Annotated in this window: 28 protein-coding genes and 1 tRNA gene; 12 read left to right on the top strand and 17 right to left on the bottom strand. The window is 58.7% G+C overall.

Annotated elements, in window-relative coordinates; all coding sequences use genetic code 11:
• Window positions 1-89: 89 nt before the first annotated feature.
• From WNY37_RS01665 to WNY37_RS01650, 4 genes are all read right to left on the bottom strand, one after another.
• Window positions 90-1,490 (bottom strand): hypothetical protein, encoded by a 1,401-nt coding sequence (locus WNY37_RS01665; protein ID WP_342971713.1) that lies wholly within the window; start codon window positions 1,488-1,490, stop codon window positions 90-92.
• 336 nt (window positions 1,491-1,826) lie between these two features.
• Window positions 1,827-2,396 carry a 50S ribosomal protein L19 gene (rplS, locus tag WNY37_RS01660; protein ID WP_342971712.1) on the bottom strand — a complete coding sequence of 190 codons (570 nt, stop codon included), beginning with the start codon at window positions 2,394-2,396 and terminating at the stop codon, window positions 1,827-1,829.
• Window positions 2,383-3,111 carry a tRNA (guanosine(37)-N1)-methyltransferase TrmD gene (gene trmD / locus WNY37_RS01655; RefSeq protein ID WP_342971711.1) on the bottom strand — a complete coding sequence of 243 codons (729 nt, stop codon included), beginning with the start codon at window positions 3,109-3,111 and terminating at the stop codon, window positions 2,383-2,385. The genes rplS and trmD overlap by 14 nt, the downstream gene beginning before the upstream one ends.
• Window positions 3,112-3,153: 42 nt before the next feature.
• Window positions 3,154-3,774 carry a J domain-containing protein gene (locus WNY37_RS01650; RefSeq protein WP_342971710.1) on the bottom strand — a complete coding sequence of 207 codons (621 nt, stop codon included), beginning with the start codon at window positions 3,772-3,774 and terminating at the stop codon, window positions 3,154-3,156.
• Between the two features lie 41 nt (window positions 3,775-3,815).
• On the opposite strand from WNY37_RS01650, the gene WNY37_RS01645 reads away from it, so the two are divergent.
• Window positions 3,816-4,085, top strand: a complete 270-nt coding sequence (locus tag WNY37_RS01645) for a BolA family protein (protein ID WP_342971709.1) — start codon at window positions 3,816-3,818, stop codon at window positions 4,083-4,085.
• Window positions 4,086-4,181: 96 nt separating this feature from the next.
• Window positions 4,182-4,565, top strand: coding sequence for a hypothetical protein (locus WNY37_RS01640; RefSeq protein ID WP_342971708.1), 384 nt, complete (start codon window positions 4,182-4,184; stop codon window positions 4,563-4,565).
• Here WNY37_RS01640 and WNY37_RS01635 read toward each other — a convergent pair whose 3' ends face one another.
• The 8 genes from WNY37_RS01635 to WNY37_RS01600 form a co-directional block, all read right to left on the bottom strand.
• Entirely contained in the window at window positions 4,566-4,994 is a 429-nt protein-coding gene (locus tag WNY37_RS01635; RefSeq protein WP_342971707.1) for a hypothetical protein, read from the bottom strand.
• Window positions 4,995-5,005: 11 nt separating this feature from the next.
• Entirely contained in the window at window positions 5,006-6,037 is a 1,032-nt protein-coding gene (gene ruvB, locus WNY37_RS01630; protein ID WP_342971706.1) for a Holliday junction branch migration DNA helicase RuvB, read from the bottom strand.
• Window positions 6,034-6,657 carry a Holliday junction branch migration protein RuvA gene (gene ruvA / locus WNY37_RS01625; RefSeq protein WP_342974862.1) on the bottom strand — a complete coding sequence of 208 codons (624 nt, stop codon included), beginning with the start codon at window positions 6,655-6,657 and terminating at the stop codon, window positions 6,034-6,036. The genes ruvB and ruvA overlap by 4 nt, the downstream gene beginning before the upstream one ends.
• Entirely contained in the window at window positions 6,657-7,145 is a 489-nt protein-coding gene (ruvC, locus tag WNY37_RS01620; RefSeq protein WP_342974861.1) for a crossover junction endodeoxyribonuclease RuvC, read from the bottom strand. The genes ruvA and ruvC overlap by 1 nt, the downstream gene beginning before the upstream one ends.
• An 86-nt stretch (window positions 7,146-7,231) precedes the next feature.
• Window positions 7,232-7,942: a metallophosphoesterase family protein gene (locus WNY37_RS01615; RefSeq protein WP_342971705.1), complete on the bottom strand. Its 711-nt coding sequence runs from the start codon at window positions 7,940-7,942 to the stop codon at window positions 7,232-7,234.
• Window positions 7,943-8,051: 109 nt separating this feature from the next.
• Window positions 8,052-8,813 (bottom strand): DJ-1/PfpI family protein, encoded by a 762-nt coding sequence (locus tag WNY37_RS01610; RefSeq protein ID WP_342971704.1) that lies wholly within the window; start codon window positions 8,811-8,813, stop codon window positions 8,052-8,054.
• Window positions 8,814-8,920: 107 nt separating this feature from the next.
• Window positions 8,921-8,995, bottom strand: a tRNA-Gly gene (locus WNY37_RS01605).
• Window positions 8,996-9,104: 109 nt separating this feature from the next.
• Window positions 9,105-9,839, bottom strand: a complete 735-nt coding sequence (locus WNY37_RS01600; RefSeq protein ID WP_342971703.1) for a DUF6065 family protein — start codon at window positions 9,837-9,839, stop codon at window positions 9,105-9,107.
• Between the two features lie 50 nt (window positions 9,840-9,889).
• Here WNY37_RS01600 and WNY37_RS01595 point away from each other — a divergent pair, with 50 nt between their 5' ends.
• On the top strand, window positions 9,890-10,402 hold the full coding sequence (locus tag WNY37_RS01595) for a prolyl-tRNA synthetase associated domain-containing protein (protein WP_342971702.1): 513 nt from the start codon (window positions 9,890-9,892) through the stop codon (window positions 10,400-10,402).
• Here the strand turns inward: WNY37_RS01595 and WNY37_RS01590 are convergent.
• Window positions 10,399-10,770, bottom strand: coding sequence for a hypothetical protein (locus tag WNY37_RS01590; RefSeq protein WP_342971701.1), 372 nt, complete (start codon window positions 10,768-10,770; stop codon window positions 10,399-10,401). The genes WNY37_RS01595 and WNY37_RS01590 overlap by 4 nt on opposite strands.
• Window positions 10,771-10,880: 110 nt before the next feature.
• Between WNY37_RS01590 and trxA the strand changes: the two genes are divergently transcribed.
• The 5 genes from trxA to WNY37_RS01565 all read left to right on the top strand — a co-directional run bounded on the left by trxA (window position 10,881) and on the right by WNY37_RS01565 (window position 13,451).
• On the top strand, window positions 10,881-11,789 hold the full coding sequence (gene trxA, locus WNY37_RS01585) for a thioredoxin (RefSeq protein ID WP_342971700.1): 909 nt from the start codon (window positions 10,881-10,883) through the stop codon (window positions 11,787-11,789).
• A gap of 64 nt (window positions 11,790-11,853) precedes the next feature.
• Complete coding sequence (locus WNY37_RS01580) at window positions 11,854-12,504, top strand: LON peptidase substrate-binding domain-containing protein (protein ID WP_342971699.1); 651 nt, start codon at window positions 11,854-11,856, stop codon at window positions 12,502-12,504.
• Window positions 12,501-12,713 (top strand): Trm112 family protein, encoded by a 213-nt coding sequence (locus tag WNY37_RS01575; RefSeq protein WP_342971698.1) that lies wholly within the window; start codon window positions 12,501-12,503, stop codon window positions 12,711-12,713. Before WNY37_RS01580 ends, WNY37_RS01575 begins: the two co-directional genes overlap by 4 nt.
• Before the next feature lie 6 nt (window positions 12,714-12,719).
• On the top strand, window positions 12,720-13,025 hold the full coding sequence (locus WNY37_RS01570) for a gamma-butyrobetaine hydroxylase-like domain-containing protein (protein ID WP_342971697.1): 306 nt from the start codon (window positions 12,720-12,722) through the stop codon (window positions 13,023-13,025).
• 24 nt (window positions 13,026-13,049) lie between these two features.
• A complete protein-coding gene (locus WNY37_RS01565; protein WP_342971696.1) occupies window positions 13,050-13,451 on the top strand; it encodes a hypothetical protein in 402 nt (133 codons plus the stop codon).
• On the opposite strand, the gene WNY37_RS01560 is transcribed toward WNY37_RS01565, so the two are convergent.
• Window positions 13,452-14,678, bottom strand: a complete 1,227-nt coding sequence (locus tag WNY37_RS01560) for an FAD-dependent oxidoreductase (RefSeq protein ID WP_342971695.1) — start codon at window positions 14,676-14,678, stop codon at window positions 13,452-13,454.
• A gap of 188 nt (window positions 14,679-14,866) precedes the next feature.
• Here WNY37_RS01560 and amt point away from each other — a divergent pair, with 188 nt between their 5' ends.
• From amt to WNY37_RS01545, 3 genes are all read left to right on the top strand, one after another.
• Entirely contained in the window at window positions 14,867-16,207 is a 1,341-nt protein-coding gene (amt, locus tag WNY37_RS01555) for an ammonium transporter (protein ID WP_342971694.1), read from the top strand.
• Between the two features lie 176 nt (window positions 16,208-16,383).
• Complete coding sequence (locus tag WNY37_RS01550) at window positions 16,384-18,786, top strand: DNA translocase FtsK 4TM domain-containing protein (RefSeq protein WP_342971693.1); 2,403 nt, start codon at window positions 16,384-16,386, stop codon at window positions 18,784-18,786.
• A gap of 163 nt (window positions 18,787-18,949) precedes the next feature.
• Window positions 18,950-19,840 carry an outer membrane lipoprotein carrier protein LolA gene (locus WNY37_RS01545; RefSeq protein WP_342971692.1) on the top strand — a complete coding sequence of 297 codons (891 nt, stop codon included), beginning with the start codon at window positions 18,950-18,952 and terminating at the stop codon, window positions 19,838-19,840.
• Between the two features lie 79 nt (window positions 19,841-19,919).
• Here the strand turns inward: WNY37_RS01545 and msrA are convergent, their stop codons facing one another.
• Both msrA and WNY37_RS01535 read right to left on the bottom strand, forming a co-directional pair.
• A complete protein-coding gene (gene msrA, locus WNY37_RS01540) occupies window positions 19,920-20,576 on the bottom strand; it encodes a peptide-methionine (S)-S-oxide reductase MsrA (RefSeq protein ID WP_342971691.1) in 657 nt (218 codons plus the stop codon).
• Window positions 20,577-20,710: 134 nt separating this feature from the next.
• Complete coding sequence (locus WNY37_RS01535; protein WP_342971690.1) at window positions 20,711-21,463, bottom strand: YebC/PmpR family DNA-binding transcriptional regulator; 753 nt, start codon at window positions 21,461-21,463, stop codon at window positions 20,711-20,713.
• Between the two features lie 157 nt (window positions 21,464-21,620).
• Between WNY37_RS01535 and WNY37_RS01530 the strand changes: the two genes are divergently transcribed.
• The gene (locus WNY37_RS01530) at window positions 21,621-22,451 is read left to right on the top strand and encodes an EAL domain-containing protein (protein WP_342971689.1); all 831 of its coding nucleotides are present in this window, start codon (window positions 21,621-21,623) and stop codon (window positions 22,449-22,451) included.
• Here WNY37_RS01530 and WNY37_RS01525 read toward each other — a convergent pair.
• Entirely contained in the window at window positions 22,448-23,275 is an 828-nt protein-coding gene (locus tag WNY37_RS01525; protein WP_342971688.1) for a TIGR00282 family metallophosphoesterase, read from the bottom strand. The genes WNY37_RS01530 and WNY37_RS01525 overlap by 4 nt on opposite strands.
• Between the last annotated feature and the right edge of the window lie 12 nt (window positions 23,276-23,287).

The following is a 23,287-nucleotide window of genomic DNA, read 5'->3' as shown; positions in this document are numbered from 1 at the left end:
AAGGCTTGCGATGCGCGAACTGTAGCACTGACAAGAAAAAGGCCGGCCCAAACCGGGCCGGCCCTTCTGTTCTGAGTTCGGTAAGACGACTAGTTACAGTCGCAGCCGCTGCCGACATTGAGCACCACGAGCGAAGCGCGCTGCGTCTCATAGCGGGTAGGCGCCGTGATACGCTCGGTCTGCGGGCGGGCGCGGCGATATTCGACCGGCTGGATGATCTTGCGGACCACCGGCTGAATGACATTGCGCTGGGTTACCGCTTCAAAATAGCTCTCGGAAACTTCCTCGCGAGTCTGCGTGGAGACTTGCGGGATGTAGTTTACCTGAGTTTCCGGGATCGGGTCAGCTTCGACGCGGACCGGCAGGCGCTCTTCCTCATAGCGGGTCTGGGCCGTGATGCGTTCGGTTTGCGGACGCAGGACGCGGCGTTCAACCGGCTGGACGGTGGTGATGACGACCGGCTGGATCACATTGCGGGTGACCTGATCGATATAGACATCTTCGACTTCGAGAACCGTGCGCTCGGTGACCTGCGGAATGATTTCCTCGACCACTTGCGGGGCGGGAGTCGCTTCGACGCGAACCGGCAGGCGTTCTTCTTCATACCGGGTAGGGTTGGTGACGGTTTCTGTCGTGCCGCGCAGAATGCGGCGTTCGATCGGCTGAACCATCGTCTTGACGACGGGCTGATAGACATCGCGGCGCGTGACAGCGTCGACATAGGTCTCGGTGACGTCGTCGCGGGTCACTTCATTGACCTGCTCGGTGATGTTCTCAACAACGGCCGGAACGGCGTCTTCTTCTACGCGAACAGGGGCCCGTACCGTCTCATAGCGGGTTTCTGCGGTGATCGTTTCGGTACGTGGACGCGTGATCCGGCGCTGGACGGGAACGATCGTCGTGCGCTCAACCGGCTGCGTGATTTCACGGCGGGTGATGACGTCGTAATAGGTTTCAGACGCTTCCTCGATGTTCTCGACAGTCACATCTTCGGTGACGGTTTCCATGACGGCAGGCACATCATCCTGTTCAATAATGACAGGCAGGCGCTCTTCTTCGTAACGGGTGGCTTCGGTCACTTCTTCTGTGCGACCACGAACGATGCGCCGCTCGATCGGCTGGATGATCGTGCGCTCGACGGGCTGGGTAATTTCGCGGCGGGTGACGGCATCAAAATAGGTTGTTGTCTCTTCGACTTCAGTTTGCTCGGTGACGCGCTCTTCGACGTTTTCGCAGCAGAGATTCGTATCGACGGCTGTTTCGGAGCCGCCCATATAGCGCACATCGGCCGAACCTGTGGCGCCGCTGCGCGCAATGATGTCGCGGATTTCGGCATCCGTCAGGACCCGGTCGCCCGTGGCGGAACCGGAAGATGTGTAGCGGTCGCCGACGCCCTGACCATTCCAGGTGCTGTCGCCATCTGCGTGCGCGACGATAGGCAGGGCCGACATTGCGACGACGCTAACCAGAAGTTTCTTTGTGAGTTTCATTCCACCTTCCCCTTATGCGCCCCAAAAAGGTCGTCACAGGTCTTGTTTGCGCGGCCCGAACGCCCTCGGGCCTTTTAGAATCGGTAGCGACGAAGGCCGCCAGCTTTTGTTACGTATACGAAACGAAACCCACTGCACAAAGGAGATTCGCTTCTAAAGCGAGCCACAAGACGGTCCACTTGTGCCGTTTTGGGGACACAGGACACCGCCTTCCAACTTCGTTTCGGACAAGTGCAATCGCTGTGCCGATCACGCTTCGGGCCAGACCACGCGATAAAAAGAAAGCCCCGCCGGTGAGGCAGGGCTGTTCCGAGAATTAATTTTGGAGAGAGAAGCCTAGTTCTCTTCGCTGCCTTCGGCGTTTTGCTCGGCGGCTTCCGCTTCGGCTGCAGCAGCTGCTGCTTCAGCTTCTGCGGCGGCTGCTTTTGCCTTGTCAGCTTCGGCGCGATCCTTGGCGGCCTGCTCTTTACGGGCGACCTTGTCTGCGGCGCGCTGGCGTTTCCGCTCGGTTTTGGAGACGGTGATTTCGGTCGTCTCAACGCCGTGGCCGGACGTACGCTCGGCGATGCGGGCGGACTTACCACGAAGGTCACGCAGATAGTAAAGCTTGGCGCGGCGAACGCGGCCTTTGCGCTTCACTTCAATGCTCTCGATCATCGGAGAGACAACCGGAAAGACGCGTTCGACGCCTTCACCGAAAGAAATCTTGCGAACCGTGAAGCTCTCATTGAGGCCAGCACCGGCGCGTGCAATGCAGACACCTTCAAAACGCTGAACGCGTTCGCGATCGCCTTCGCGGATGCGCACGTTCACAGACAGGGTGTCGCCTGGGGAAAATTCTGGGATCTCTTTGCCGGAAGTAACGCGTGCTACTTCTTCAGCTTCGAGCTGTTCAATCATGTTCATCGTCCGTCTCCGACGCTCGTATTCTTTGCCCGTTGAGGTAAGCGGCCCATAAATCGACACGTCGGGCTTCTGTCAACAGTTTACTGCGGTTGAGCCGCCATTCGTCTATCTTTTTATGGTCCCCCGATAGCAGCACGTCTGGAGTCGGCTCTCCCTCCCATTCTCGGGGGAGGGTATATTGGGGATATTCCAGAAGGCCGTTGGAGAAACTTTCATCTTCCAGCGACGCCTGATTGCCGGCAACGCCGGGCAACAGGCGCACCGTGGCCTCAATAACAGCCTGAGCCGCTGCTTCCCCGCCCGCAAGCACAAAGTCGCCAACAGAAATCTCGATCATATTGCGCTTCTCGATGACTCGTTCATCGAGGCCTTCAAACCGCCCGCAAAAACAGACGATACCGGGACCATCAGCCAGTTCGCGTGCAATCGCTTGCGTGAACGGCTTGCCGCGCGGGCTGAGATAGACGATCGGGCGCTCGGCGGTTTCAAGACTATCCAGCGCGGCAGCCGCCACATCGGGACGAAGCACAAGGCCAGCGCCACCGCCGGCGGGGCTTTCGTCGACCTGGCGATGCTTTCCCAGGCCGAATTCCCGCAAATTGGTGATGTCGAGTGACCAGATGCCTTCCCGCCGCGCCCGGCCGAGGATCGAAACGTCGAGCAGCCCGGGAAACGCCTCCGGATAGAGCGTGATGATGGAGACGTCGAAAGCCATATTTTTTCTATCCGCGCTGAGCGGGCTGGCCAGGATGGCTGGTCAGCCCTTCATCATGCCGGCGGCCTTGAGCGTTTTGCCAGCGCGAAGAACGCGGGCGAGCATGTGCTCGGACGAGCGGTCGCCACCATTGGAGTCCGGGTGGAACCGGCGAACATATTCGCTGTAGCGGACACGGATTTCAGTCGCGGTCGCGCCCGGCTCAAGATCAAGCTCCTGCAGGGCGCGATTTGTCACGCCAGCAGACTGCTGCTCTTTCCTGCGGGCCTTGCGCGCTTTGGCATTCTCTTCGAAGAATTCGCGTCCACGCCATTTGCGTGGATCGTGCGCCGCTGCGGCCTTGTCCTTGCCCATTGGCCCGGTTCCGAACTTCCAGGTCTTGTTGAACCCGTATTTTGCCATCTCGTTGAAGGCTTGAAGCTCAGCTTCGGACATGCCGGCGAAGTAATCGTAATTGCGATTATATTCGCCAGCATGCTTTTGACAGAACCAGAATACCCCATCCATGCCACGGGGTTTCGGTGCGGGGTGGGAGCCAGCAAGGTCGCAGTCATCGCGATGACACTCGCGAGTTTCTGCGGCTTTCTGGCGTTCCTCCTCCTCTTTGGGAGGCTTCACTCTTATGTCGGTGAACTTGACGCGGTATGAGAAGTCTTTTGCCATCGGGGTCGCAACATAGGGCGTTCGAGTTAACGAGGCTAGAATTGACAAACAGAACAACACGCATTCGGGAAAGTTTGACGCAGGTATTTGCACCTGAGCGGCTGGAAATCACTGACCAGAGCGCTCTGCATGCAGGGCATGCCGGGGCATCTCCAGAAGGTGAAACCCACTTCAAGGTCGAAATAATCTCGGAAAAATTTCGCGGCCTGAGCCGCGTTGCGATGCAGCGCGAAGTCAATAACGCCCTAAAAAGTGAATTTGATTCAGGGCTTCATGCCCTTTCCATCAAGGCTGGCCCACCCGCTGGTTAACAAGACTTTCCACTTTGGCGTGAAATTTCCAGGGCCATGAAGGCAAGCATATTAAGAAGCGCATGAGACCGTTTTCCCAAGAAGAGGTGCTGTGCGATGTTTTTGAGAACAGTCCCCAATCCTTATGATGAAGGCCGCCCAACGCGCGTGGTTCGTTTTGAGCAGCCTGATGATCAGGTCTACGCGATCGACGCCGAGCAGCTGCACAAGAACCCGAAGCTGCTGAACCAATTCAGCCGTCTGAACGAGTTCAAGCTTCGCTCGCTGGATTTTCTGGCCTATGCGATCCTGGTTCTTTTCATCATTGCATCTTTGGCCGTTGCCTGGTGGCTCTTCATTCCGGGTCTGACCGCCTGCGCGCTGATGGTTGCGATCAATCGTAAATTTGCGGGCGAGACGGCCGCGCGAGCGGCCCGGCGCTCGACCCAGGATTTCCTGTATCTGCACACGATCGGCGTGCTCTGGATTGTCCAGAACTAGCTAGACGCGGGCGATCGCAAGGCCGGTCGCGATAAGCGTTACCAGCGTAAAAATCAGTGTCAGGCTGACGGCAACGACGCGTTTCGTCTTGTCGCGCGTGCGCCGTCCGGGCGGCGCCTTCTCATCTTTCGTGCGTGGGGCGAGGGTCCAGCGGTTGGTAAAGAAACCCGCAGTGGCCAGCGCGCCAACGATCCCTGCGCTCAGCGCGCCGGCGAGAAAAGCCAAGGCCGCGGCAGCGAGACAGGCGGTTGCGATATGATTGGACGAGTTGATAAGCAGCAGCCGCACATGTCCGTCGGCGCGGCTATAGTCGAGCCGGTCATAGCTGGTGTTCGGCGCCACGATGGCCGCAACCCAGGCGCACCCGGTTGAAAATCCGAACAGCGCAATCGAAAGCGCTTGTGCCAATTCCCGCAATCCATCGAGCATCGTTTTTCGTCCTATTTGTCCGAGAAGAGACCAGCTTGTTTGTTGGCGTCCGGAACGGCAAGGCCCATTCTTTCATAGGCGAGCGGCGCTGCAACCCGGCCACGCGGGGTTCGCGCAATATAGCCCTTTTGCATCAGGAACGGTTCAATAACATCTTCCACGGCGTCGCGGGCTTCAGAAAGAGCCGCAGCCAGCGTGTCAGCGCCGACCGGCCCGCCTGCATAGGTCTTGACCAGCGCCGAAAGATAGCGCCGGTCGAGTGCATCAAGCCCGTCTTCATCGATTTCCAGACGGAGTAGCGCCCGAGAGGCGGCGGCCTTGTCGATCTTCGCGCCTTCCGCTTCAGCAAAATCGCGGACGCGGCGCAGCAGTCGCAGGGCGATACGCGGTGTACCGCGAGCCCGGGTCGCGATCTCGACGGCGCCGTCCTCGCTCAAATCTGCGCCAAGTTTGCGCCCCGCTGCCATGACAATGCGGGCCAGTTCCTTCGGCTCATAGAAATTGAGCCGCATCGGAATGCCGAACCGGTCACGAAGTGGGTTGGCCAGGAGCCCTGCGCGTGTCGTTGCGCCCACAAGCGTGAACGGCGCGAGATCAAGGCGGACCGACCGCGCAGATGGGCCTTCGCCGATAACGATGTCGAGCGCATAGTCCTCCATCGCCGGATAGAGGATCTCCTCGACGGCCGGGGGCAGGCGGTGGATCTCATCAATGAAGAGGACATCGTTTTCTTCGAGATTTGTAAGAATAGCGGCGAGATCACCGGCCTTTGCGATGACGGGGCCCGACGTGGAACGAAACCCGACGCCCAGCTCTTTCGAGACAATCTGCGCGAGCGTCGTCTTGCCGAGGCCGGGCGGGCCAAACAAGAGCACGTGATCGAGCGCCTCGCCGCGCGCCTTTGCGGCCTCGACATAGACTTTCAGGTTCGACTTGATCGCTTCCTGACCGACATAATCCTCGAAACTCTGCGGGCGCAGAGCCCTGTCGAGCGCATCGCCTGTCTGGCGTTCAGGGTCGCTGAGGTCTCCTTCGCGGCTCATGATGGTGAAAGCTCTTTAAGCCCGGCGCGAATGAGGGCCGACGTGTCGGCGTCCGGAGCCTCTCGGGCCGCAGCAGCCACGGCTCTGGCGGCGTCGCTCTGGCCATATCCAAGATTAACGAGCGCAGAAACTGCTTCGCTGCGTGCGCCGCTTGCGGGCAGGGCGTCCGCACTGGCGGAGGGCTGCAGATCCGAGGTTCGGAACGCGCCGAACCGGCCCATGGGCGGAGGCTTGCCTGACAGTTCGCCAATGATGCGTTCCGCGAGCTTCTTGCCAACGCCTTTGGCGCGGGTGACGATGGCGGCATCGCCAAGCGCAAGGGCGTCCATAAGTTCAGACGGGGCCAGCGCGTCCATGATCGCCATGGCGGACTTGCCGGCGACACCTGGAACATCCTGCAGGCGGACAAACCAGGCGCGCGCTTCGTCGCTTTCAAAAGCAAAGAGCGTGATTGAGCTTTCTGTGACGCGCGTCTCAATGTGCAGCGTCGCTTCCTTGCCCGGTGTCAGCTTCGCGAGAAGGCGACTGCCCGCCAGCGCCACATAGCCGACGCCATTGACGTCGATCATCACGCTGTCTGTCCCGACGGTCGCGATTTCGCCCCGAAGGCGGCCAATGATCATGCTGCCCCTCTCTTCAGTGTGCTGGCATGATTGGCCGTGCAGATGGCGCAGGCCAGGGCGTCGGATGCGTCACTGGTCATCTTGCCAGCTTTTGGCAGCAGGCGCGCGACCATGAAGGCGACCTGCGTCTTGTCCGCGCCTCCTGTGCCGACGACGGCAAGCTTGATCGTGCGGGGCGAGAATTCGAGGACATTGAGGCCTGAGCCATGCAGCGCTGCCATTGCCGCGCCGCGCGCCTGGCCCAGTTTGAGCGCCGAGCGCGGGTTTGCATTGACCAGCGTCTCTTCAATGCCGGCAAAATCCGGCCAGTACGATTTGGAGAGGTCAGATATTTCGCGGTGGATCCCGCCGAGCCTCGCAGCCAGCGACAGCTCGGGATTAATCTTGATCACGCCGTGCGCCACGTGGCTCAGCCGGGAGCCGGACTGCTCAATCACGCCCCAGCCCGTCTGGCGGAGACCGGGATCGATCCCGAGAATTCGAATCGCGTCTGTCATGGACGAACCCAAGCGAGTTTCGGTTAAGACTTTACCAATTTTCCTGATTTGTTCCTACCCGCAAGGCTCGGTTTTCAGACCGACAGGAATTCGACCTCTTTGCCCGGCGCAAAAATGCCGGCTGAAAGCTGGCCACCATACACAGCGCCCGTGTCGAGATTGAAGCGGCGCGCCGGAGCGCCGGCGGCCTGGGGTTCGAAATCCTTGGTTGGGGTGTGGCCGTGCACGACCTGCCAGCCCTTCAGCTCACCATTGTCCCACCGGGTCGGGTCATAAAAGCGCGGCGAACGTGACCAGAGGTGGATTCTGCGGTCGCAATTTGGAAATGACTTCGGGTCGACGCCGGCGTGGACAAAGGCAATCTTGCGCTCGTTTTCGAGATACAGGCTCGGCAATTGGTGAAGCCATTGCATGTGAGATTGCGGCGGGTCCTCGAACCCGCGATGAGCATAGCTCTCAAGGGTCGCGTCACCGCCATTCATAAGCCAGTGCATGCGGGCTCCATTATGGCTGGCACCATCCTCATAGGCGTCCAGCATCATTTGCTCGTGATTGCCTCGAAGGTTGACGACCTCGACATCATCACGGCCTTCAAGCTTCATGAGGGTCTCGATCACGCCGCAACTATCAGGCCCGCGATCGATATAGTCGCCGAGATGGATCAGCTTTAGTCGCGCACGTGGATGTTCCCGCTCATGGCGCGCAAAAATGGCCGCATGCAGCTTGTCGAGCATCTCTGCCTCGCCGTGCACGTCGCCAATTGCGTAAATGATGTCGTCTGCCATGCCGGTACCTCAAGGCACAGATGTGCCTTCGTAGGGAATAGCGCAATATGGCGCTCTTCTGGTTCATGCAGGACTGACAAAACTTGCGTAAGTGACAGTGCCGCCGCGCCTAGTTTGGGCTTTGTGGGGGCGTTGCGATACCGCCGAGTGCATCGATGACTGTCTGAGGCGCCGCTTGCAGTGATCCAGAATTGAAGGGCGGATCGGGATCGTACTCTATGGCGAGTTGCGCCTTCATGGCGGTTTCGGCGCCATAGAGGTCGGCGATGAGAGCCAGCGTCAGATCAATGCCGGCCGATACACCGGCCGATGTCCAGTACTTGCCATCCTGTACCCAGCGCGCCTCTTCATAGATTGCGCCGCCACCAGCCAGCATCGGCGTGAATTTCCAGTAGGTCGTGGCGCGGCGGTCTTCGAGAAGGCCAATATGGGCGAGCATGAGAGACCCGGTGCATATGCCGACCGTATGGGTGGAGGTTTCATCCATACGGCGAATCCAGTCTGCGATCTCCGGATCGTTGGCGGCCTCCATCATCTGCTTCGCGCCGCCGGGGACAATCAGCACATCGGTCCGGTCCACCTCGTCCAGCGTGACATTGGCTTTATATTCGACGATGCCGCTGTCACTTTTCATGATGTCGGTCGTTTTGGCGGCCAGTATGATTTCGACACCGTCCACCCAGTGAAGCGCCTCGTAAGGGCCGATCCAGTCGAGAACCGTCGTGCCTGGATAGAGGAGAAAGGTAATGCGGGTCGCTTTGGTATCCGCATTGTCGGCAGTGGTATCAGTCTCTGCAAAGGCAGGCTGGAAGCCGGCGGCGAGGATCACAACAAGGGTCGCCGCGATCAGCCTGCTGACAGCATTGTGCATCTGAAAAATCTCCTTCAGGCCCACTCTAGTCAGCCGAGGCTCATTAGAAAGGCGCAAAACTACCAGACCGCCGGGCGGCCAGATTCGCAGTAGAGGGAGGAGATATTTGGAGCGGGCGATGAGATTCGAACTCACGACCCCAACCTTGGCAAGGTTGTGCTCTACCCCTGAGCTACGCCCGCATCCGATAGGGGGTAACTGACCGGCACCGCCAATCAGCAAGAGACGGGCTTTAAGCGCAAATCAGCGGCCCTTGCAAGAGGGATTCACACCATCGATGTGTAACCGCTCTCAGATGTCCTTTGGTGGCTTGAGGCGGCGCTTGGTCTGGTGAGCGTCCGCCTTGTCGCCCGTGACCTTCTGGCCGCGCATATAATGACGTTGCCAGCCGGCTTTTACCGCGTCTGAATCGAGCGCCTTCAGCTTTTCATTGAAGCTTCCGCGGCTATTGGCCCAAGCATGGTAATCCTTCTCCAGTTCCGGATTGCTCTTGAGCAGCTTGCGCTCTGGCTGGATCTCTTCGGTCTTGCCGTGCTCGAACGGTGTGATGAAGCAGAAGGGCTCGCCCTTGCGAAAGATGACTTCGCCGGGCCGCGTCATCTGCCAGTTCATCGTGAACGGGAAGGGCAGCCAGTCTGTCTCAACAAGGCCGGTTAGCGGGGCTATACCATCCTTGAAGAAATTCGGCGCGCCGGTGGCCCAAAGGCCCCATCCGGGCGGGGTGCGGAAGAGATGTCCTGTATGCATCGTGACAATGCCCCGCCGGAAATGGCTGTCGGCAAAGGAGTCGATGCTACGGGGGTCGCCGGTCGTGAAGAACTGGATGTTGCGTTCGAGTGGACCGCCATCCCAGACGATCTTGAGGTCGATCGGGCAAAGGATTTCCCAACCGGTCGAGTTCGCCATGGTGAGCGGCAGACAGCGATAGGGGTGGCGATCCTCGAAATCATCCATCCATTTGCGCTGCGAACGGCCCGGTACGATTTCCGGGGCGACATCGTAAATCTTGTAGCATTCAAGCTGCATGTGCGGTGTCCCTGCTTGACGGTCCCTGCCTGATTGCCTGAAAGGGAGCCATGACTGCAAGCCCTGACGATCTGTTCGCGTTTCTCGACAAGCATGGCATCGCGCACTCGACGCGCTGGCATGAGGCGACATTCACGGTCGAAGAAGGCCGGGATCTGAAGGCCACCATGCCTGGCGGGCATACAAAGAACCTCTTCATGAAGGACAAGGACGGCGCGATTGTTCTCATCTCCGCCCATGCCGACAGCGAGCTGAAACTGAACCAGCTGCACAAGCTCATCGGAACGCGGCGGCTCTCGTTCGCCAGCGGTGAGCTCATGGAGGAGCTGCTGGGTGTGACTCCAGGCTCGGTTACGGCCTTTGCGTTGATGAATGACAAGGATGGCAAGGTTCGTTTCATTGTGGACGCCGCGCTCATGGCCTTCGAGACTGTGAACTTCCATCCACTGGTCAACACGGGCACGACAGCGATCTCCCGCCAGGACTTCCGCAAATTCGTCGAAGCGACGGGGCATGACCTGACCGAGGTGGACTTTGCAGCCTTGCTCCAGCCCGAGAGCTAGGCAGGGTCCTCGCCGCGAAAGAAACTGATCAGGCTGAACACGGCAAAAAGCGCACTTCCAGCGCCGAGAATACCAACCACCACGCGTTGCCAGAGCGGCCAGTCATCCGCAAAAGCGACAACGAAGAGAACACCTGCAGCGACCAGGCTGGAGATGAGCGTGATGAGCAATGCCTTGGCGCGTACACTGAATAGAGCGGCGACCATGAGCGCGGCAAATGCCAGCACGCCGAGGCCGAGCTCCACATGGAAAGGTATCTCTTCGCGCATATCCGCCGGACCGAAAATCAACAGCAGGCCGCCAGCCGCTCCGCCCCCGACGGCGAACAGGAACTTGATCAAGTCAAAACCTGAGAGTTTTTGCGCCATCTGCCCCTCCCGCATCTATTTGGCTTGGGCTGCATAGCACGTTCGTCTACGTATTGCCTTTCCGCGACAGATTTCCCACATCTCGTGCGATAAAGAGAAAGGCGCGAAACATGGTAGATATTTCGCTCGGACCTGCCGGCGGCCCCGGCGGCAATATCAAGGACGCAACGGACCAGACGTTCATGGCCGATGTTGTCGAGGCGTCGAAGGACGCCCCGGTCCTGGTTGACTTCTGGGCGCCCTGGTGCGGCCCCTGCAAATCGCTGACGCCGGTTCTGGAGAAAGTCGTCAACGACCAGCAAGGCAAGGTGAAGCTGGTCAAGGTCAACATTGATGAGAACCCCGGCATTGCAGGCCAGCTTGGCGTGCGCTCAATCCCTGCCGTCTTCGCTTTCGACAAGGGCCGTCCCGTTGATGCGTTTCAGGGCGCGCTGCCAGAAAGCCAGCTTCGCGAATTCATCTCGAAAATACTCGGCGGGACGGATCAGGGCCAGCAGATCAAGGAAGCCATCGAGAAAGCCGATGAACTTCTGCAGGCCGGTGATGCAGCCCAGGCCGCTCAGATCTATGGTGCGGTCGCCCAGGCAGAGCCGGAAAACATCGCCGCCATAGCAGGTCTTGCGCGTTGTTATCTCGCCAATGGCGATACCGAACAGGCTGCCCAAATTCTGGATATGGCTGGGCCCGACAAGCAGAGCGATCCTGCGATCAAGGGTGTGCGGACGGCAATTGATCTGATGGCAGACGCCCCGCCGGCCGACGAACTGGACGAGTTGATCGACAAGGTAACCGCAGATCGCGGGAACCACGAACTCCGTTTTGAACTTGCTGAAGCCTTGATGGCGCGCGGCAGGAACAAGGAAGCCGTCGACCACCTTCTCAAAATTCTGGCAACTGACCTTGATTGGGAAGATGGCAAGGCAAAAGCCAAGCTGCTTGAACTGTTTGAAGCAGCGGGCCCGAAAGACCCGGCCACGATCGAAGGGCGCCGACGCCTGTCCTCACTAATGTTTGCTTAGCGGCTCGCAATTGTGAAACAACAAGCCATGTAAGGGGTTAGGCTCTATTGGAGGCCAGACCAGCATGACGCGTCTAGGATACAGGAAAATATCCGACCTCTCGGAGACGCTCGCTGTGTTCCCGTTAACCGGGGCATTGCTATTCCCGCGATGGTCGCTGCCGCTCAACATCTTCGAACCGCGCTATCTCAACATGATCGATGATGTGATGTCGGGGAACCGACTGATCGGCATGATCCAGCCGGTCGGCGGTGACAAGCAGGCACCCATACTCGCGGATGTCGGCTGTGCGGGCCGTGTGACGTCCTATTCGGAAACAGAGGATGGTCGCTACCTGATCAATCTGACGGGAGTCTGCCGCTTTGGTCTGGCCGAAGAGCTGAACGTCACGACACCCTATCGCCAGGTGAAGCCGGATTGGACGACATTTGAGGCAGACCTGACGCCGCCGGATTTGAGCTGCCTGCCGGAGCGAGATCGCCTTGCGGGCGCGCTGCGCAAATATGTCTCCACGAATGAAATGGAAGTCGACTGGGAAGCCGTCGACACAGCGCCGCTGGAGACTCTGGTCAATGCTCTCTCGGCCGGTTGTCCCTTCGCCCCAATGGAAAAGCAGGCCTTGTTGGAGGCGCCAACGGTTGCTGCCCGGTGCGAGGCGCTTATTGCCCTGCTTGACATGGATGTGCCGGGCGACGATTCATCGACATTGCAATGACCGAAGACCATGCCCCCTCTGAGGACAGCCCTCACAAAACAGACCCCCGTCTGCTGGAGCTGTTAATCTGCCCCGTGACGCGGCAACCCCTGACCTATGACAAGGATGCGCAGGAACTCATTTCCCAGAAAGCGCGGCTCGCCTATCCGATCCGGGATGGCTTGCCGATCATGCTGGAGAGCGAGGCACGTTCGCTCGACGAGGATTAGGCGCTGATGACTGTTATGCCCTGGCCAACCGAGCTGCGTTTCCAGAAAACTGCGCAACAGTTGAGCGTTACCTTTGAGGACGAAGCCACCTTCGTCATTCCCTATAAGCGCCTGCGTGAAGAAAGCCCTTCGGCGGAAGTGCAGGGTCATGGCTCTGGTCCCAAACCTCCGCAGCCGCCGGTGCCATCTGACATTTCTGTGTCAAAGGCCGATCCGGTAGGCCGGTACGCCGTGCGGATTCACTTCACAGATGGCCATTCCAGCGGTCTCTATACATGGAAGTATTTGAGGGAGCTCGGCGAAACAGGCTAGGCGCACGCAGGGAGGGGATGAGACATGGCAGGGCGCGAACACGGCATCGATTTTCGAAAGCTGCGCCGCACAATGTGGCTCGCCGTCATTGTGGGACTTGTTGTTCTGCTCGTGTCGCTTTGGAAATTGGGACTATTCAGCAAATTTGAGCTGGGGTGGGCCGTTATGGCTTTGGCTTTCGGTGCCATCGCTTGGAGCGCTGTCTTCTATTTCGGGTGTCTGATAACCGCCGGAGCGATTACCAGCTATATCGAGAGCGATGACACCGTCATCAAAGGCGAGAATGTCGAAATGGTGACCAAAACCCGCTCCAGCGGAGACGCCAGGTTAGATGCCTGGATCGAAAAATTTGTCTTTGCTCGCAATACGTTCGGGCTATCGATTCTGCCCTTGCTCTTGTTGGCCGCCGTCTTTATTTTCGCCTGATCAGCGCCGTCTCATCAAGCTTGGAAGATTGTCGGTAGCAGAACTGGCAAGCCCCGCCAACCGTTCGCGGATGGGCGCGATCTTGTCAGCAAGCATCAGCCCCACACTGCGGACAGGTTTGGTCACGACATGATCATTCGAAAATAGCCGGTCGACGGCGTCCATGGCGAGCGCGGCCGAGTTGGCTTCAAATCTGCGAGAGACCTGATAGCCGGCCAGAACCTGTTGGGAGCCGACATCGAGGCCGGCGCGATCAGCTTCCACGATGGCATCATAGAGGGCGGCAACATCGCGAAAACCCTGGTTTAGTCCCTGGCCGGCCAATGGGTTGATGCGGCGCACGGCATCGCCAACAAGGGCGACGCGTTCTTCGTACATCCTGTCGGCGAGCTGAAGGACAAGCGGGTAGGAGCCCATCGGCCCGTCAATTGTCATCTCGCCAGAAAAGGCCGCAAATTTATGGTTAAGCTCGGCCTCTACCTCTTCAGGTGTGCACGCCGCCAGCGCCTCTGCGGCGCCCCGTTTCATATACCAGGCCAGATTGGCGCGATCGCCGAGCATGGGCAGCGTTGCAAATGGGCCTTCAGGCGTGAACAGCTGTCGTGCGATCCCGTCATGTGGACGCGACAGATTTACATTCGCGGCGAACACCGATTTTCCGTAGTCGCGGCCTTCGGTTTCTATTCCGGCGGCCGTGCGAACGGGTGATTTAATCCCGTCCGCACCGATCAACAGCTTGGCCTTGATGTGGCGGCCATCGGCGAGGCGCACGGTCACGCCCCCCGGGGCAGTCTCGTAATCTTCGAACAGGGCGGGCGCGATGACGGTCAGGTTTTCGGCATCATCGATCATCGCATCGAGCGCAGCCTGCAGCTTTGTCGCCTCGACCATCTGGCCGAGGGCCTCGCCGTCTGCGCGATCAGCCAGATCGTCGTCTTCAAACAGAACGCCCGGAACGCCGAACCAGTGCGTGCCGCCATCGACGGCCTCCAGGCCGTTTAGCGGTTGCGTCTCACCATTCAGCTTATCTGCAACGCCTATTGCTGTTAGCAGCCGCCAGCTGCCGGTAACGATAGCGTAATTTCGCGTATCGAGGCGGGCTTTTGCGGCGTCGTCTCTCGCATCTATCAGAAGCGTGTCAAAACCGGCCTCAGCCAGCGCGATGGCCAGTGAGGCACCTGTCGGGCCGGCGCCGACGATCACGATCTCAGTCTGCTGTGGCGTCATCTTGGACATGCTTAATCGAGAGGCAAAAAAGGTCCATAGCTGACGCCGAAACGGGCGTTTGGGTCGCAGCGTGCTCGAATTTTGATCACAATTAACAGCTCGCAAGGTGGGTGGATGGTTGCCTCTGGTCGATGTGCAGGCAGCTATTCCAATCTGACCCGGTCATACCAACCAACTGGGAGAAGGGCATGAAGTATCTCGTAAAAACGGCGACGAGGGGGGCAGCATTGCTGTCAGTCGCCATTGCGGCCGCAGGTAGTGCGGTTGCGCAGGAGGCGTCTGAAGTTAGCGCCTATGTCGATAATAGTTATCTGTTCCTCATTGGCGGCCTGATCGTCATGTTCATGGCCGCGGGCTTTTGTATGCTCGAGGCTGGCCTCGTGCGGAAGAAAAACGCAGCCATGCAGTCCATGAAGAACGTGGCGCTCTTTTCCATTGCGGGCATCATGGTCTGGCTCGTGGGCTACAATATGGCCTATCCAGCGGAATCCATCGGTGGCTGGGTCGGCATTCCAAGCTTCTTCTGGTCGCCTGAAGAAGATCTTGCGACAGGTTATGCTGCATCGTCCGACTGGTTCTTCCAGATGGTCTTCGTTGCAACGGCTGCATCCATCGTTTCCGGCACGGTCGCAGAACGCGTCAAGCTCTGGCCGTTCCTGATCTTCACCGCGTTCCTGACGGCGTTCATCTATCCGATCGTCGCATCCTGGGAATGGGGCGGTGGTGCGCTCGACAGCCAGTTTGGCTTCTCTGACTTTGCTGGTTCCACGCTGGTTCACTCGACCGGTGGCTGGGCAGCGCTCGTTGGTGCCATCATCATCGGACCGCGTATCGGCAAGTTCGTAAACGGCGAAGTTCACCCGATGCCGGGCTCGAACATTCCGCTCGCCGCGCTTGGTACGTTCATTCTCTGGTTCGGCTGGTTCGGCTTTAACGGTGCATCGCAGCTTGCTGCCGGTTCTTTCGACAATATCAACGCCGTCGCGACGATCTTCGCCAACACCAACATGGCCGCTTGCGGTGGTGTGGTAGCCGCGATGATTCTCACCGCTCTTCTTTACAAGGGCAAAGTCGACGCAACCATGGCCTTCAACGGCGCGATCGGTGGTCTGGTCTCCATCACGGCTGAGCCGCTCGCACCAAGCATGGGCGCATCAACGCTCATCGGTGCTGTCGGTGGTATTCTGGTCGTCCTGACGGTTCCACTGCTCGACAAGCTGAAAATCGACGACGTTGTCGGTGCCATCCCGGCTCACCTCGTCTGCGGTATCTGGGGCACCATGGTTGTTGCTGCTTCGTACGGCAACGTCCTTATGGTTCCGGCTGCAGATGCCGAAGGCGCTATCGGTGTCAGCTATATGGGACAGCTGATCGGCGTCATCGCTTGTGGTGTCTTTGTATCAATCGCTTCTGCCATCGTCTGGTTTGCACTCAAGTTCACCGTCGGCCTACGTCCGAGCGAAGAGGACGAGATCGCAGGCATGGACAAGGCAGAAGTTGGCCTCGAGGCCTATCCGGAATTCGGATAACGCCTCCACCGGTTCGCTTCTCTCGGGAAGCGTTTCCTCCCAGACTTCCCCGGCCGGGCAACTGGCCGGGGATTTTTTTATGTCATTTCGGCAGAGAACTGTTCTGTCGTTTGCGCGGTGTTAAGGCCCATACGGCAATTTACCTGAAAATCCTCAATTCAGATGGTGGACAGGACATGGCGAACACAATTGCCCAGACACAGAATGTGCGAGAAACCTCAGACCCTGTATGGCGCATCCTGACGGGCACGGCTGCCTTCGCGATTGGAGTCTTCCTTTGCGGGAGTGTCGGCTCCTATCAATCCACCGATCCGAGCCTCAATGCGGCGACAGCGCTGGAGGTCCAGAATCTGTTCGGTGGGACTGGCGCTATCGTGGCCGATCTGGCGCTGCAGACGTTCGGCTTTGCATCCTGGATGGCAGGTCTCGCCCTCATGGTGGGCGGGGCCATGCGTACCGTGCTTATCGGGGCGCCCCGCATTCGCCGGTGGCTCTATGGCACGGCCTTTGTGGTTATCCTTTCCGGCGCGCTTGCGTCTTTCCCGGTTCCGGCGTCCTGGCCGCTCTGGACAGGGCTGGGTGGCATGTTTGGAGACGGCCTTTACGATCTCGCCATTGTTCCGTTCAAGGCGCTGTTGCTCCCGGTACCGAATATTCTCGCTGGTCTTTTCCTTGGAGCGGTATCGCTCTTCTTTGCCTTTACCGCGCTCGGTTTCCGTCGCGGTGATGCGCGTCTTCTTCAGACGGCAGCGGCCAGTTCCAGCCGCCGCGCCGCCAGAAGTGCTGGCAGCTTGGGCGGACGCCTGTTTGGCGGCCTGTTCCGCAAGAAGCATGTCGATGATGAAGGCTTTCCCGAAGATGCGGAAGACGGGTACGAGGCCCCAGCGGTTTCGCGCCGGTCGGCCGCTGCTGAGGATAATGATCTGGTGGACGATGATGAGGCTGTCGACGCAAGCGACGATGACCTGCCGATTGCGCTCACGCGTCCGAAACTGAGCAAACAGGCCGAGCGTGAGCCTGAAAAGCCGCGCCCGACCGTGCGCAGCAAACGCACCCGCCGTGGCGCCAAGATCCTTCCGTCCATCGATTTGCTGCAGGAGCCGCCATCGCGCCGTGCCGCTGTGGACGAGGACGGGCTGCTGGCTCAGGCCAACCGCTTGTCAGAAGTCCTGCGCGAATTCGGTGTGCGAGGCCGGATCAAGGAAGTACGGCCGGGCCCTGTTGTCACGCTATTCGAACTTGAACCGGCTGCGGGTGTAAAATCGGCTCGTGTCATCTCGCTTGCAGACGATATCGCCCGGTCCATGAGCGCGGTCTCGGCCCGGGTGGCCGTTATCCCGGGCAAAAATGCGATCGGCATCGAATTGCCAAACGAAGAGCGCGACACAGTGTATTTCCGCTCGCTGCTCTCATCGACGGCCTATACCGGCTCAAAGGCGCCGCTTCCCATGGCGCTGGGAGAAGACATCGGCGGCACGCCGACCGTGGTCGATCTCTCCAAGATGCCTCACCTGCTGATTGCGGGCACGACCGGCTCGGGTAAATCGGTCGGCGTGAACGCAATGATCCTGTCGCTGATCTATCGCCTGCCGCCTGAGCAGTGCCGGTTCATCATGATCGACCCGAAAATGCTAGAACTCTCGATTTATGAAGGCATTCCGCATCTCCTTGCCCCGGTTGTGACGGATCCGAAGAAGGCCGTGAACGCGCTGCAATGGGCGGTGCGGGAGATGGAAAGCCGCTATGAGCTGATGTCCAAGGCGGGCGTGCGTAATCTGGCGGGTTTCAATGAGAAGGCGGCCAAGTATCGCGAACGCGGCGATCAGCTCTCCCGCAAGGTACAGACCGGCTATGACGAGCGCGGCAAGCCCGTCCATGAAACTGAAGTCCTTCCGCTGGATCACATTCCGAACATTGTCGTCGTGATCGACGAGATGGCTGATCTGATGATGGTGGCCGGCAAGGAAATCGAAGGCTGCATCCAGCGTCTCGCGCAGATGGCGCGCGCGGCTGGCATTCACCTCATCACCGCCACACAGCGCCCGTCGGTCGACGTGATTACCGGTACAATCAAGGCGAACTTCCCGACCCGTATTTCCTACATGGTCACGACGAAGATCGACTCGCGAACCATTCTCGGCGAGCAGGGCGCTGAACAACTTCTCGGCATGGGTGACCTTCTCTATCAGGCGGCGGGCGTGAAGACGAAGCGCCTGCACGGCCCATTCGTCTCGGATGAAGAGGTCGAGACCGTCGTCAGCTGGCTGAAAGAACAGGGCGAGCCGGACTATAATGAAGACATCCTCGAAGAGCCTGATGAGGGCGGCACGGGCAGTGCGATCATGGATGCGATGCTCGGTGTTTCCACCGGCGATGGTGAAGATGATCTCTACGCCCAGGCGATGGCCATCGTCATTCGCGACAAGCGCGCATCCACCTCCTACCTTCAGCGCCGGCTCAAGATTGGTTACAATAAAGCTGCGACTCTGATTGAAAGACTTGAGGAGGAAGGCGTGATCTCAGCGCCAAACCATGCTGGTAAGCGTGAAATCCTCGCGCGGGGCGACCCTTCCGACTGATCTGAATGGCCTTTGCAGGCTCCATATAACAGACGTTCATTCAGGGCGTTAGCTGCAGGTCAGCCTGAACGACGGACAACGAAACTGGGCGGAAATACCTTTTTTCGGCCCTGTTTTCTCGCTCGTGCGTTGCTATCTCTCTTGTCCAACACGGGAGAAAGATATGACCTTTCTTATGAACCCCATCGCAGCCCTGTTCATCATGGGCTCAAGTCCGCTGGCTTTCCAGGCGGACCACTTCGACATGTTTCCGTCGGTCGCTCCGGCAACGCAGCTGATTGCAGCAGCGACGGCCGAAGCATCGGCCCCGAAAGCCACACGTCCGGTGCAGATCAAAAAGGCTGAAGCAGAGCCAGTTCCCGCGCCTGTGCGTTCAGAGCCAGAGATCATCCTCGCTCAGGCGGATGTGGAAGACACTGACCTCGCCGAGCCACAATTTGATGACGAAGCCGAAGCTGTTGTTGAGACTGAAGCGCCGGCACGCGCAGAAACCTCGGCTGTGTCTGCAACGGAGCGCCGCGCCATCCTGAAGGCGGCAGCGATGTCGCTGGCGGATGCAAAGACAGCCAAGGGCCGCTTTGTGCAAGTCTCTCCGGATGGCAGCGTGACGCAAGGCGACTTTGCGCTCCGTCGGCCGGGCCGCATGCGCTTTGATTATGATGAGCCGACGCCGATCCTGATTGTGGCCGATGGCACGACCGTCGCGATGGAAGACAGTGATCTGGAGACCGTGGACCGTGTGCCGATTGCTTCGACACCACTTGGCATCATCCTCGATGATGAGCTCGATTTCGACAATGAGACCCGCGTCACGGATGTTCGCCGCACCGAAGGCAATATTGCGATTACGGTCGAGGACAAGGCCGGTGAGTCCGACGGTTCGGTGACGCTTTACTTCGACGCGTCCAACTATCAGCTGCTGAGCTGGCGTGCTCTGGATGCCAATCGCCAGACGACGCTGGTGGCTCTGGAAGACATTCAGACGAACGTCAACGTCGACCCGCGCCTCTTCCGCATGGACCAGATGGTCGATGACGATGAGGATGAGCGGTAAGTCCGCCTGATCCGTTCACCAAAAATAACCCCGCAGCCATTCCGGTTGCGGGGCTTCTTCATTGCGTTGAAGGGTCTGCCTAATCGGCCGTGATCGCCGCGTCGCCCCAGATTTTCTTCAACTTGGCGTCGCGGCCACAGCCTTGTCGATAGAAGCGGTATCTGACCGGCGTCGTGCGGTAATAATCCTGGTGATAGTCTTCAGCGGGCCAGAACTCGCTCGCATCAATGACTTTTGTGACGACAGGCCCAGGCAAGACACCTGATTCCTCAATGGTTTCGATTTCAGCTTCTGCGGTCTCGCGCTCTTCGGCGTCCTGGACGAACACAGCCGTGCGATAGCTCGGCCCCTTGTCGCAGAACTGTCCTCTCGGATCGGTCGGGTCAATCGTATGGAAAAAGTGATCGACAAGTTCCTCATAGGAGACGCGCTGCGGATCGTAGCTGACTTTTACCGCCTCATAGTGGCCGGTGTCGCCATAGGTGACCTGCTTGTAGCTCGGATTATCAACCGTGCCGCCAGTATAGCCCGAGATCGTCGAGACCACGCCGTCGACCTTGTCAAAATCAGACTCCACGCACCAGAAGCAGCCGCCTGCGAAGATCGCGGTCGAAAGCCGCGTCGATTCCGTCGGCACGTCGGTTCCCTGCTCTGCCATGGCATTCCAGACGAAGCCGATTGCTATCGCGGCGCCTCCAGCGATCGCGGCAATGAGAGTGGACTGTGAGCGTTTCATGGTGTCAGCCGAGTATTTGTTATTGTCTAACGGCGATATGGCCGTGAAGGCCACGGATTGAAGGTGTGAGATACATATCTCACAAAAAGGTGTTCGATGCACCGTGGCGGGTTAACCACGCTGACGTTGCTAGACTAGCTCGAAAGGCGCTCGACTTCGGCCTCGGACAGTTCTGAATTGTCATAGACGCTCTGGACGTCGTCCAGATCATCAAGAACATCCAGAAGTTTCATGAGCGTATCGGCCTGGTCGCCTTCAACCGGGACATTGTTTTGCGGCTTCCAGATGAGTTTGGTCGATTTGGCCTCGACCTCGCCGAACTTTCCTTCAAGCGACGAGGCGACATCCATCAGATCTTCGCGCTCTGTATAGATCCAGTGACCGTCTTCATCGGACTGGACATCGGTGGCGCCGGCCTCGATGGCCGCTTCCATGACTTCCATTTCGTCGCCCGCTTCGCTTGGGTACTCGATCTCGCCGACCTGATCGAAACCAAACGAAACCGAACCGGTTTCACCAAGGTTTCCGCCATTCTTCGAGAAAGCCGACCGGATTTCGCTGGCCGCGCGGTTCTTATTGTCCGTCGAAGCTTCAACAATGATCCCGACCCCGCCCGGGCCGAAGCCCTCATAGCGGATTTCGGTATATTCTTCGCTGCCGCCGCCCTGGCCCTTGTCCACGGCGCGCTTGATATTGTCCTTCGGCATGGATTGGCCGCGGGCATTGTTGATCGCAAGGCGTAGCCGTGGATTCGCATCCGGATCCGGACCGCCCAATTTCGAAGCGATCGTGATTTCCTTGGACAGGCGCGCAAACAGGGCAGCGCGTTTCTTGTCCTGTGCACCTTTGCGGTGCTGGATGTTGGCCCATTTGGAATGTCCAGCCATGTCGTCCTCATTCATGTTTCGCCAAAACGGCGTTGCCCCGCCGATCTAGACGAGTGATTGCAGATTTAAAAGATATCGATGCAGACTTACAGGTTTCGCAAGGAAGATGTTAAGACAGGAGGCTTAGCGGTTAAGGTCAAGAACTGCGGAGTTGGTGATGGACCTTACACGACTGAGTAGCCGGATTTTTGAACTCGATGGCGGACACCAGGCCTTCGATTTTGGCTCGTTTGAAATTCGTTCAGCCTTCCAGCCCATTTACGCGATCAATAACAATGCCGGCATGTTGTATGGCGTCGAGGCGCTTGCCCGTCCGCTTTATAAGGGCCGGTCGATTGAGCCGCTGGATTTCTTTTCGAGGCTTTCTCAGCGCGACCGCTTTGTCGCCGACTGGGCCTGTCTGTTGCTGCACATGGCAAACACAGCGGCGTGGCGCCTCGGCAATACCAGCCTGTTCGTGAACCTTAATCCGGGCTCATGCCGCTTTACGGACCAGATGGTGAAGGGCCTTGAATTCTATCGTGACCTTGTCTGCGAAAAAGGGCTGACCCCGTCCAACGTCGTTTTCGAAATCACCGAGGAAGATGGCGGCGACAAGCAGGCGCTCTCGACAATTGTCGACAAGCTGAAATCTCTTGGCTTCCGCACGGCGATCGATGATTTCGGCGTGGGTAGCTCTGACCTGATGCGCGTCATCGAACTGCAGCCAGATATTATCAAGGTCGATGCTGGCTGGTTCCGCAAGATGATGGAGCATGAAGATACGCGCCAGTTTGCGCATTCCATCATTCTGAAGCTGCACGAGATGCGTGCACACCTTCTTTTTGAGGGGGTTGAAACCCCACGGGAGCTTCACTGGGCGCGGGAATGCGCAGGCTCGCTTATTCAGGGCTGGCTGTTCGGTAAGGCGACCCATATTGGTGAAGCAACCGATGCGAAAAAAGTGGCGGTGCCGTCAACGCAGGTTCCGACGAAGGCCAGCGCCTAGTCGACGACCGGCACATACTCTGACAATCGTCCGCCGATGCGGAGCGGCTCTATCCGTTTGGCGAGACCTGTCTTGTCATCGGTTTCGATATAGACGCCGCACAAGGTGCCTTCGCCGAGCGCAGGCGCATAACGTTCACCGGGCATCTGTGTGACAAAGCGGTGGATCGAGTTGTCCTTCTTCATGCCGATCACGCTGTCATAGTCGCCGCACATTCCGGCGTCGGTCTGATAGCCCGTCCCGTTTTCAAGGATCATGAGGTCGGCGGTGGGGACATGAGTGTGGCTGCCGACCACCAGGCTCGCGCGGCCATCGCAATAATGCCCCATCGCCATTTTTTCGCTCGTGGCTTCGCAATGCATATCGACGATCAGTGCATCCACGGCCATGCCGAGCGGCATGGAATCCAGCGCGACATCGGCATGCTGGAACGCATTTTCCAATTGCTGCTTCATGAAAACCGTTCCCTGCAGCTGCACGACGCCAACCCGTCGTCCATCCGGCAGGACAAAGACATGCGAACCCTTACCCGGTGCCTTGGCGGCCTCTGGGTAATTGAGCGGTCTCAGCAGACGCGGTTCACGCTCGATAAAGGTCATGGCTTCGCGCTGGTCCCAGGCGTGATCGCCGAGCGTCAGGCAGTCGGCGCCAGCCTGGAAGAAATCATTCGCGATGGATTCGGTCAGGCCAAAGCCACCGGCTGCGTTCTCGGCATTCACAATCGTGAAATCCAGCGCAAGGCGCCGGCGAAGTTCGGGCAAATGATCCAGCACCGCCGCGCGGCCTGGTTTGCCAACAACATCTCCAAAATAGGCAAGTCTCATCGTGTCAGCATA

The organism is Henriciella sp. AS95 (assembly GCF_038900055.1).
Taxonomy (GTDB): domain Bacteria; phylum Pseudomonadota; class Alphaproteobacteria; order Caulobacterales; family Hyphomonadaceae; genus Henriciella.
This window is presented reverse-complemented; position numbering and strand designations above follow the sequence as displayed.

Coding starts and splice junctions, on each gene's coding strand:
- WNY37_RS01665 (WP_342971713.1), bottom strand. CDS start 1,490: ATGAAACTCACAAAGAAACTTCTGGTTAGCGTCGTCGCAATGTCGGCC.
- rplS (WP_342971712.1), bottom strand. CDS start 2,396: ATGAACATGATTGAACAGCTCGAAGCTGAAGAAGTAGCACGCGTTACT.
- trmD (WP_342971711.1), bottom strand. CDS start 3,111: ATGGCTTTCGACGTCTCCATCATCACGCTCTATCCGGAGGCGTTTCCC.
- WNY37_RS01650 (WP_342971710.1), bottom strand. CDS start 3,774: ATGGCAAAAGACTTCTCATACCGCGTCAAGTTCACCGACATAAGAGTG.
- WNY37_RS01640 (WP_342971708.1), top strand. CDS start 4,182: ATGTTTTTGAGAACAGTCCCCAATCCTTATGATGAAGGCCGCCCAACG.
- WNY37_RS01635 (WP_342971707.1), bottom strand. CDS start 4,994: ATGCTCGATGGATTGCGGGAATTGGCACAAGCGCTTTCGATTGCGCTG.
- ruvB (WP_342971706.1), bottom strand. CDS start 6,037: ATGAGCCGCGAAGGAGACCTCAGCGACCCTGAACGCCAGACAGGCGAT.
- WNY37_RS01615 (WP_342971705.1), bottom strand. CDS start 7,942: ATGGCAGACGACATCATTTACGCAATTGGCGACGTGCACGGCGAGGCA.
- WNY37_RS01610 (WP_342971704.1), bottom strand. CDS start 8,813: ATGCACAATGCTGTCAGCAGGCTGATCGCGGCGACCCTTGTTGTGATC.
- WNY37_RS01600 (WP_342971703.1), bottom strand. CDS start 9,839: ATGCAGCTTGAATGCTACAAGATTTACGATGTCGCCCCGGAAATCGTA.
- WNY37_RS01595 (WP_342971702.1), top strand. CDS start 9,890: ATGACTGCAAGCCCTGACGATCTGTTCGCGTTTCTCGACAAGCATGGC.
- WNY37_RS01590 (WP_342971701.1), bottom strand. CDS start 10,770: ATGGCGCAAAAACTCTCAGGTTTTGACTTGATCAAGTTCCTGTTCGCC.
- trxA (WP_342971700.1), top strand. CDS start 10,881: ATGGTAGATATTTCGCTCGGACCTGCCGGCGGCCCCGGCGGCAATATC.
- WNY37_RS01580 (WP_342971699.1), top strand. CDS start 11,854: ATGACGCGTCTAGGATACAGGAAAATATCCGACCTCTCGGAGACGCTC.
- WNY37_RS01575 (WP_342971698.1), top strand. CDS start 12,501: ATGACCGAAGACCATGCCCCCTCTGAGGACAGCCCTCACAAAACAGAC.
- WNY37_RS01570 (WP_342971697.1), top strand. CDS start 12,720: ATGACTGTTATGCCCTGGCCAACCGAGCTGCGTTTCCAGAAAACTGCG.
- WNY37_RS01565 (WP_342971696.1), top strand. CDS start 13,050: ATGGCAGGGCGCGAACACGGCATCGATTTTCGAAAGCTGCGCCGCACA.
- WNY37_RS01560 (WP_342971695.1), bottom strand. CDS start 14,678: ATGACGCCACAGCAGACTGAGATCGTGATCGTCGGCGCCGGCCCGACA.
- amt (WP_342971694.1), top strand. CDS start 14,867: ATGAAGTATCTCGTAAAAACGGCGACGAGGGGGGCAGCATTGCTGTCA.
- WNY37_RS01550 (WP_342971693.1), top strand. CDS start 16,384: ATGGCGAACACAATTGCCCAGACACAGAATGTGCGAGAAACCTCAGAC.
- WNY37_RS01545 (WP_342971692.1), top strand. CDS start 18,950: ATGACCTTTCTTATGAACCCCATCGCAGCCCTGTTCATCATGGGCTCA.
- msrA (WP_342971691.1), bottom strand. CDS start 20,576: ATGAAACGCTCACAGTCCACTCTCATTGCCGCGATCGCTGGAGGCGCC.
- WNY37_RS01535 (WP_342971690.1), bottom strand. CDS start 21,463: ATGGCTGGACATTCCAAATGGGCCAACATCCAGCACCGCAAAGGTGCA.
- WNY37_RS01530 (WP_342971689.1), top strand. CDS start 21,621: ATGGACCTTACACGACTGAGTAGCCGGATTTTTGAACTCGATGGCGGA.
- WNY37_RS01525 (WP_342971688.1), bottom strand. CDS start 23,275: ATGAGACTTGCCTATTTTGGAGATGTTGTTGGCAAACCAGGCCGCGCG.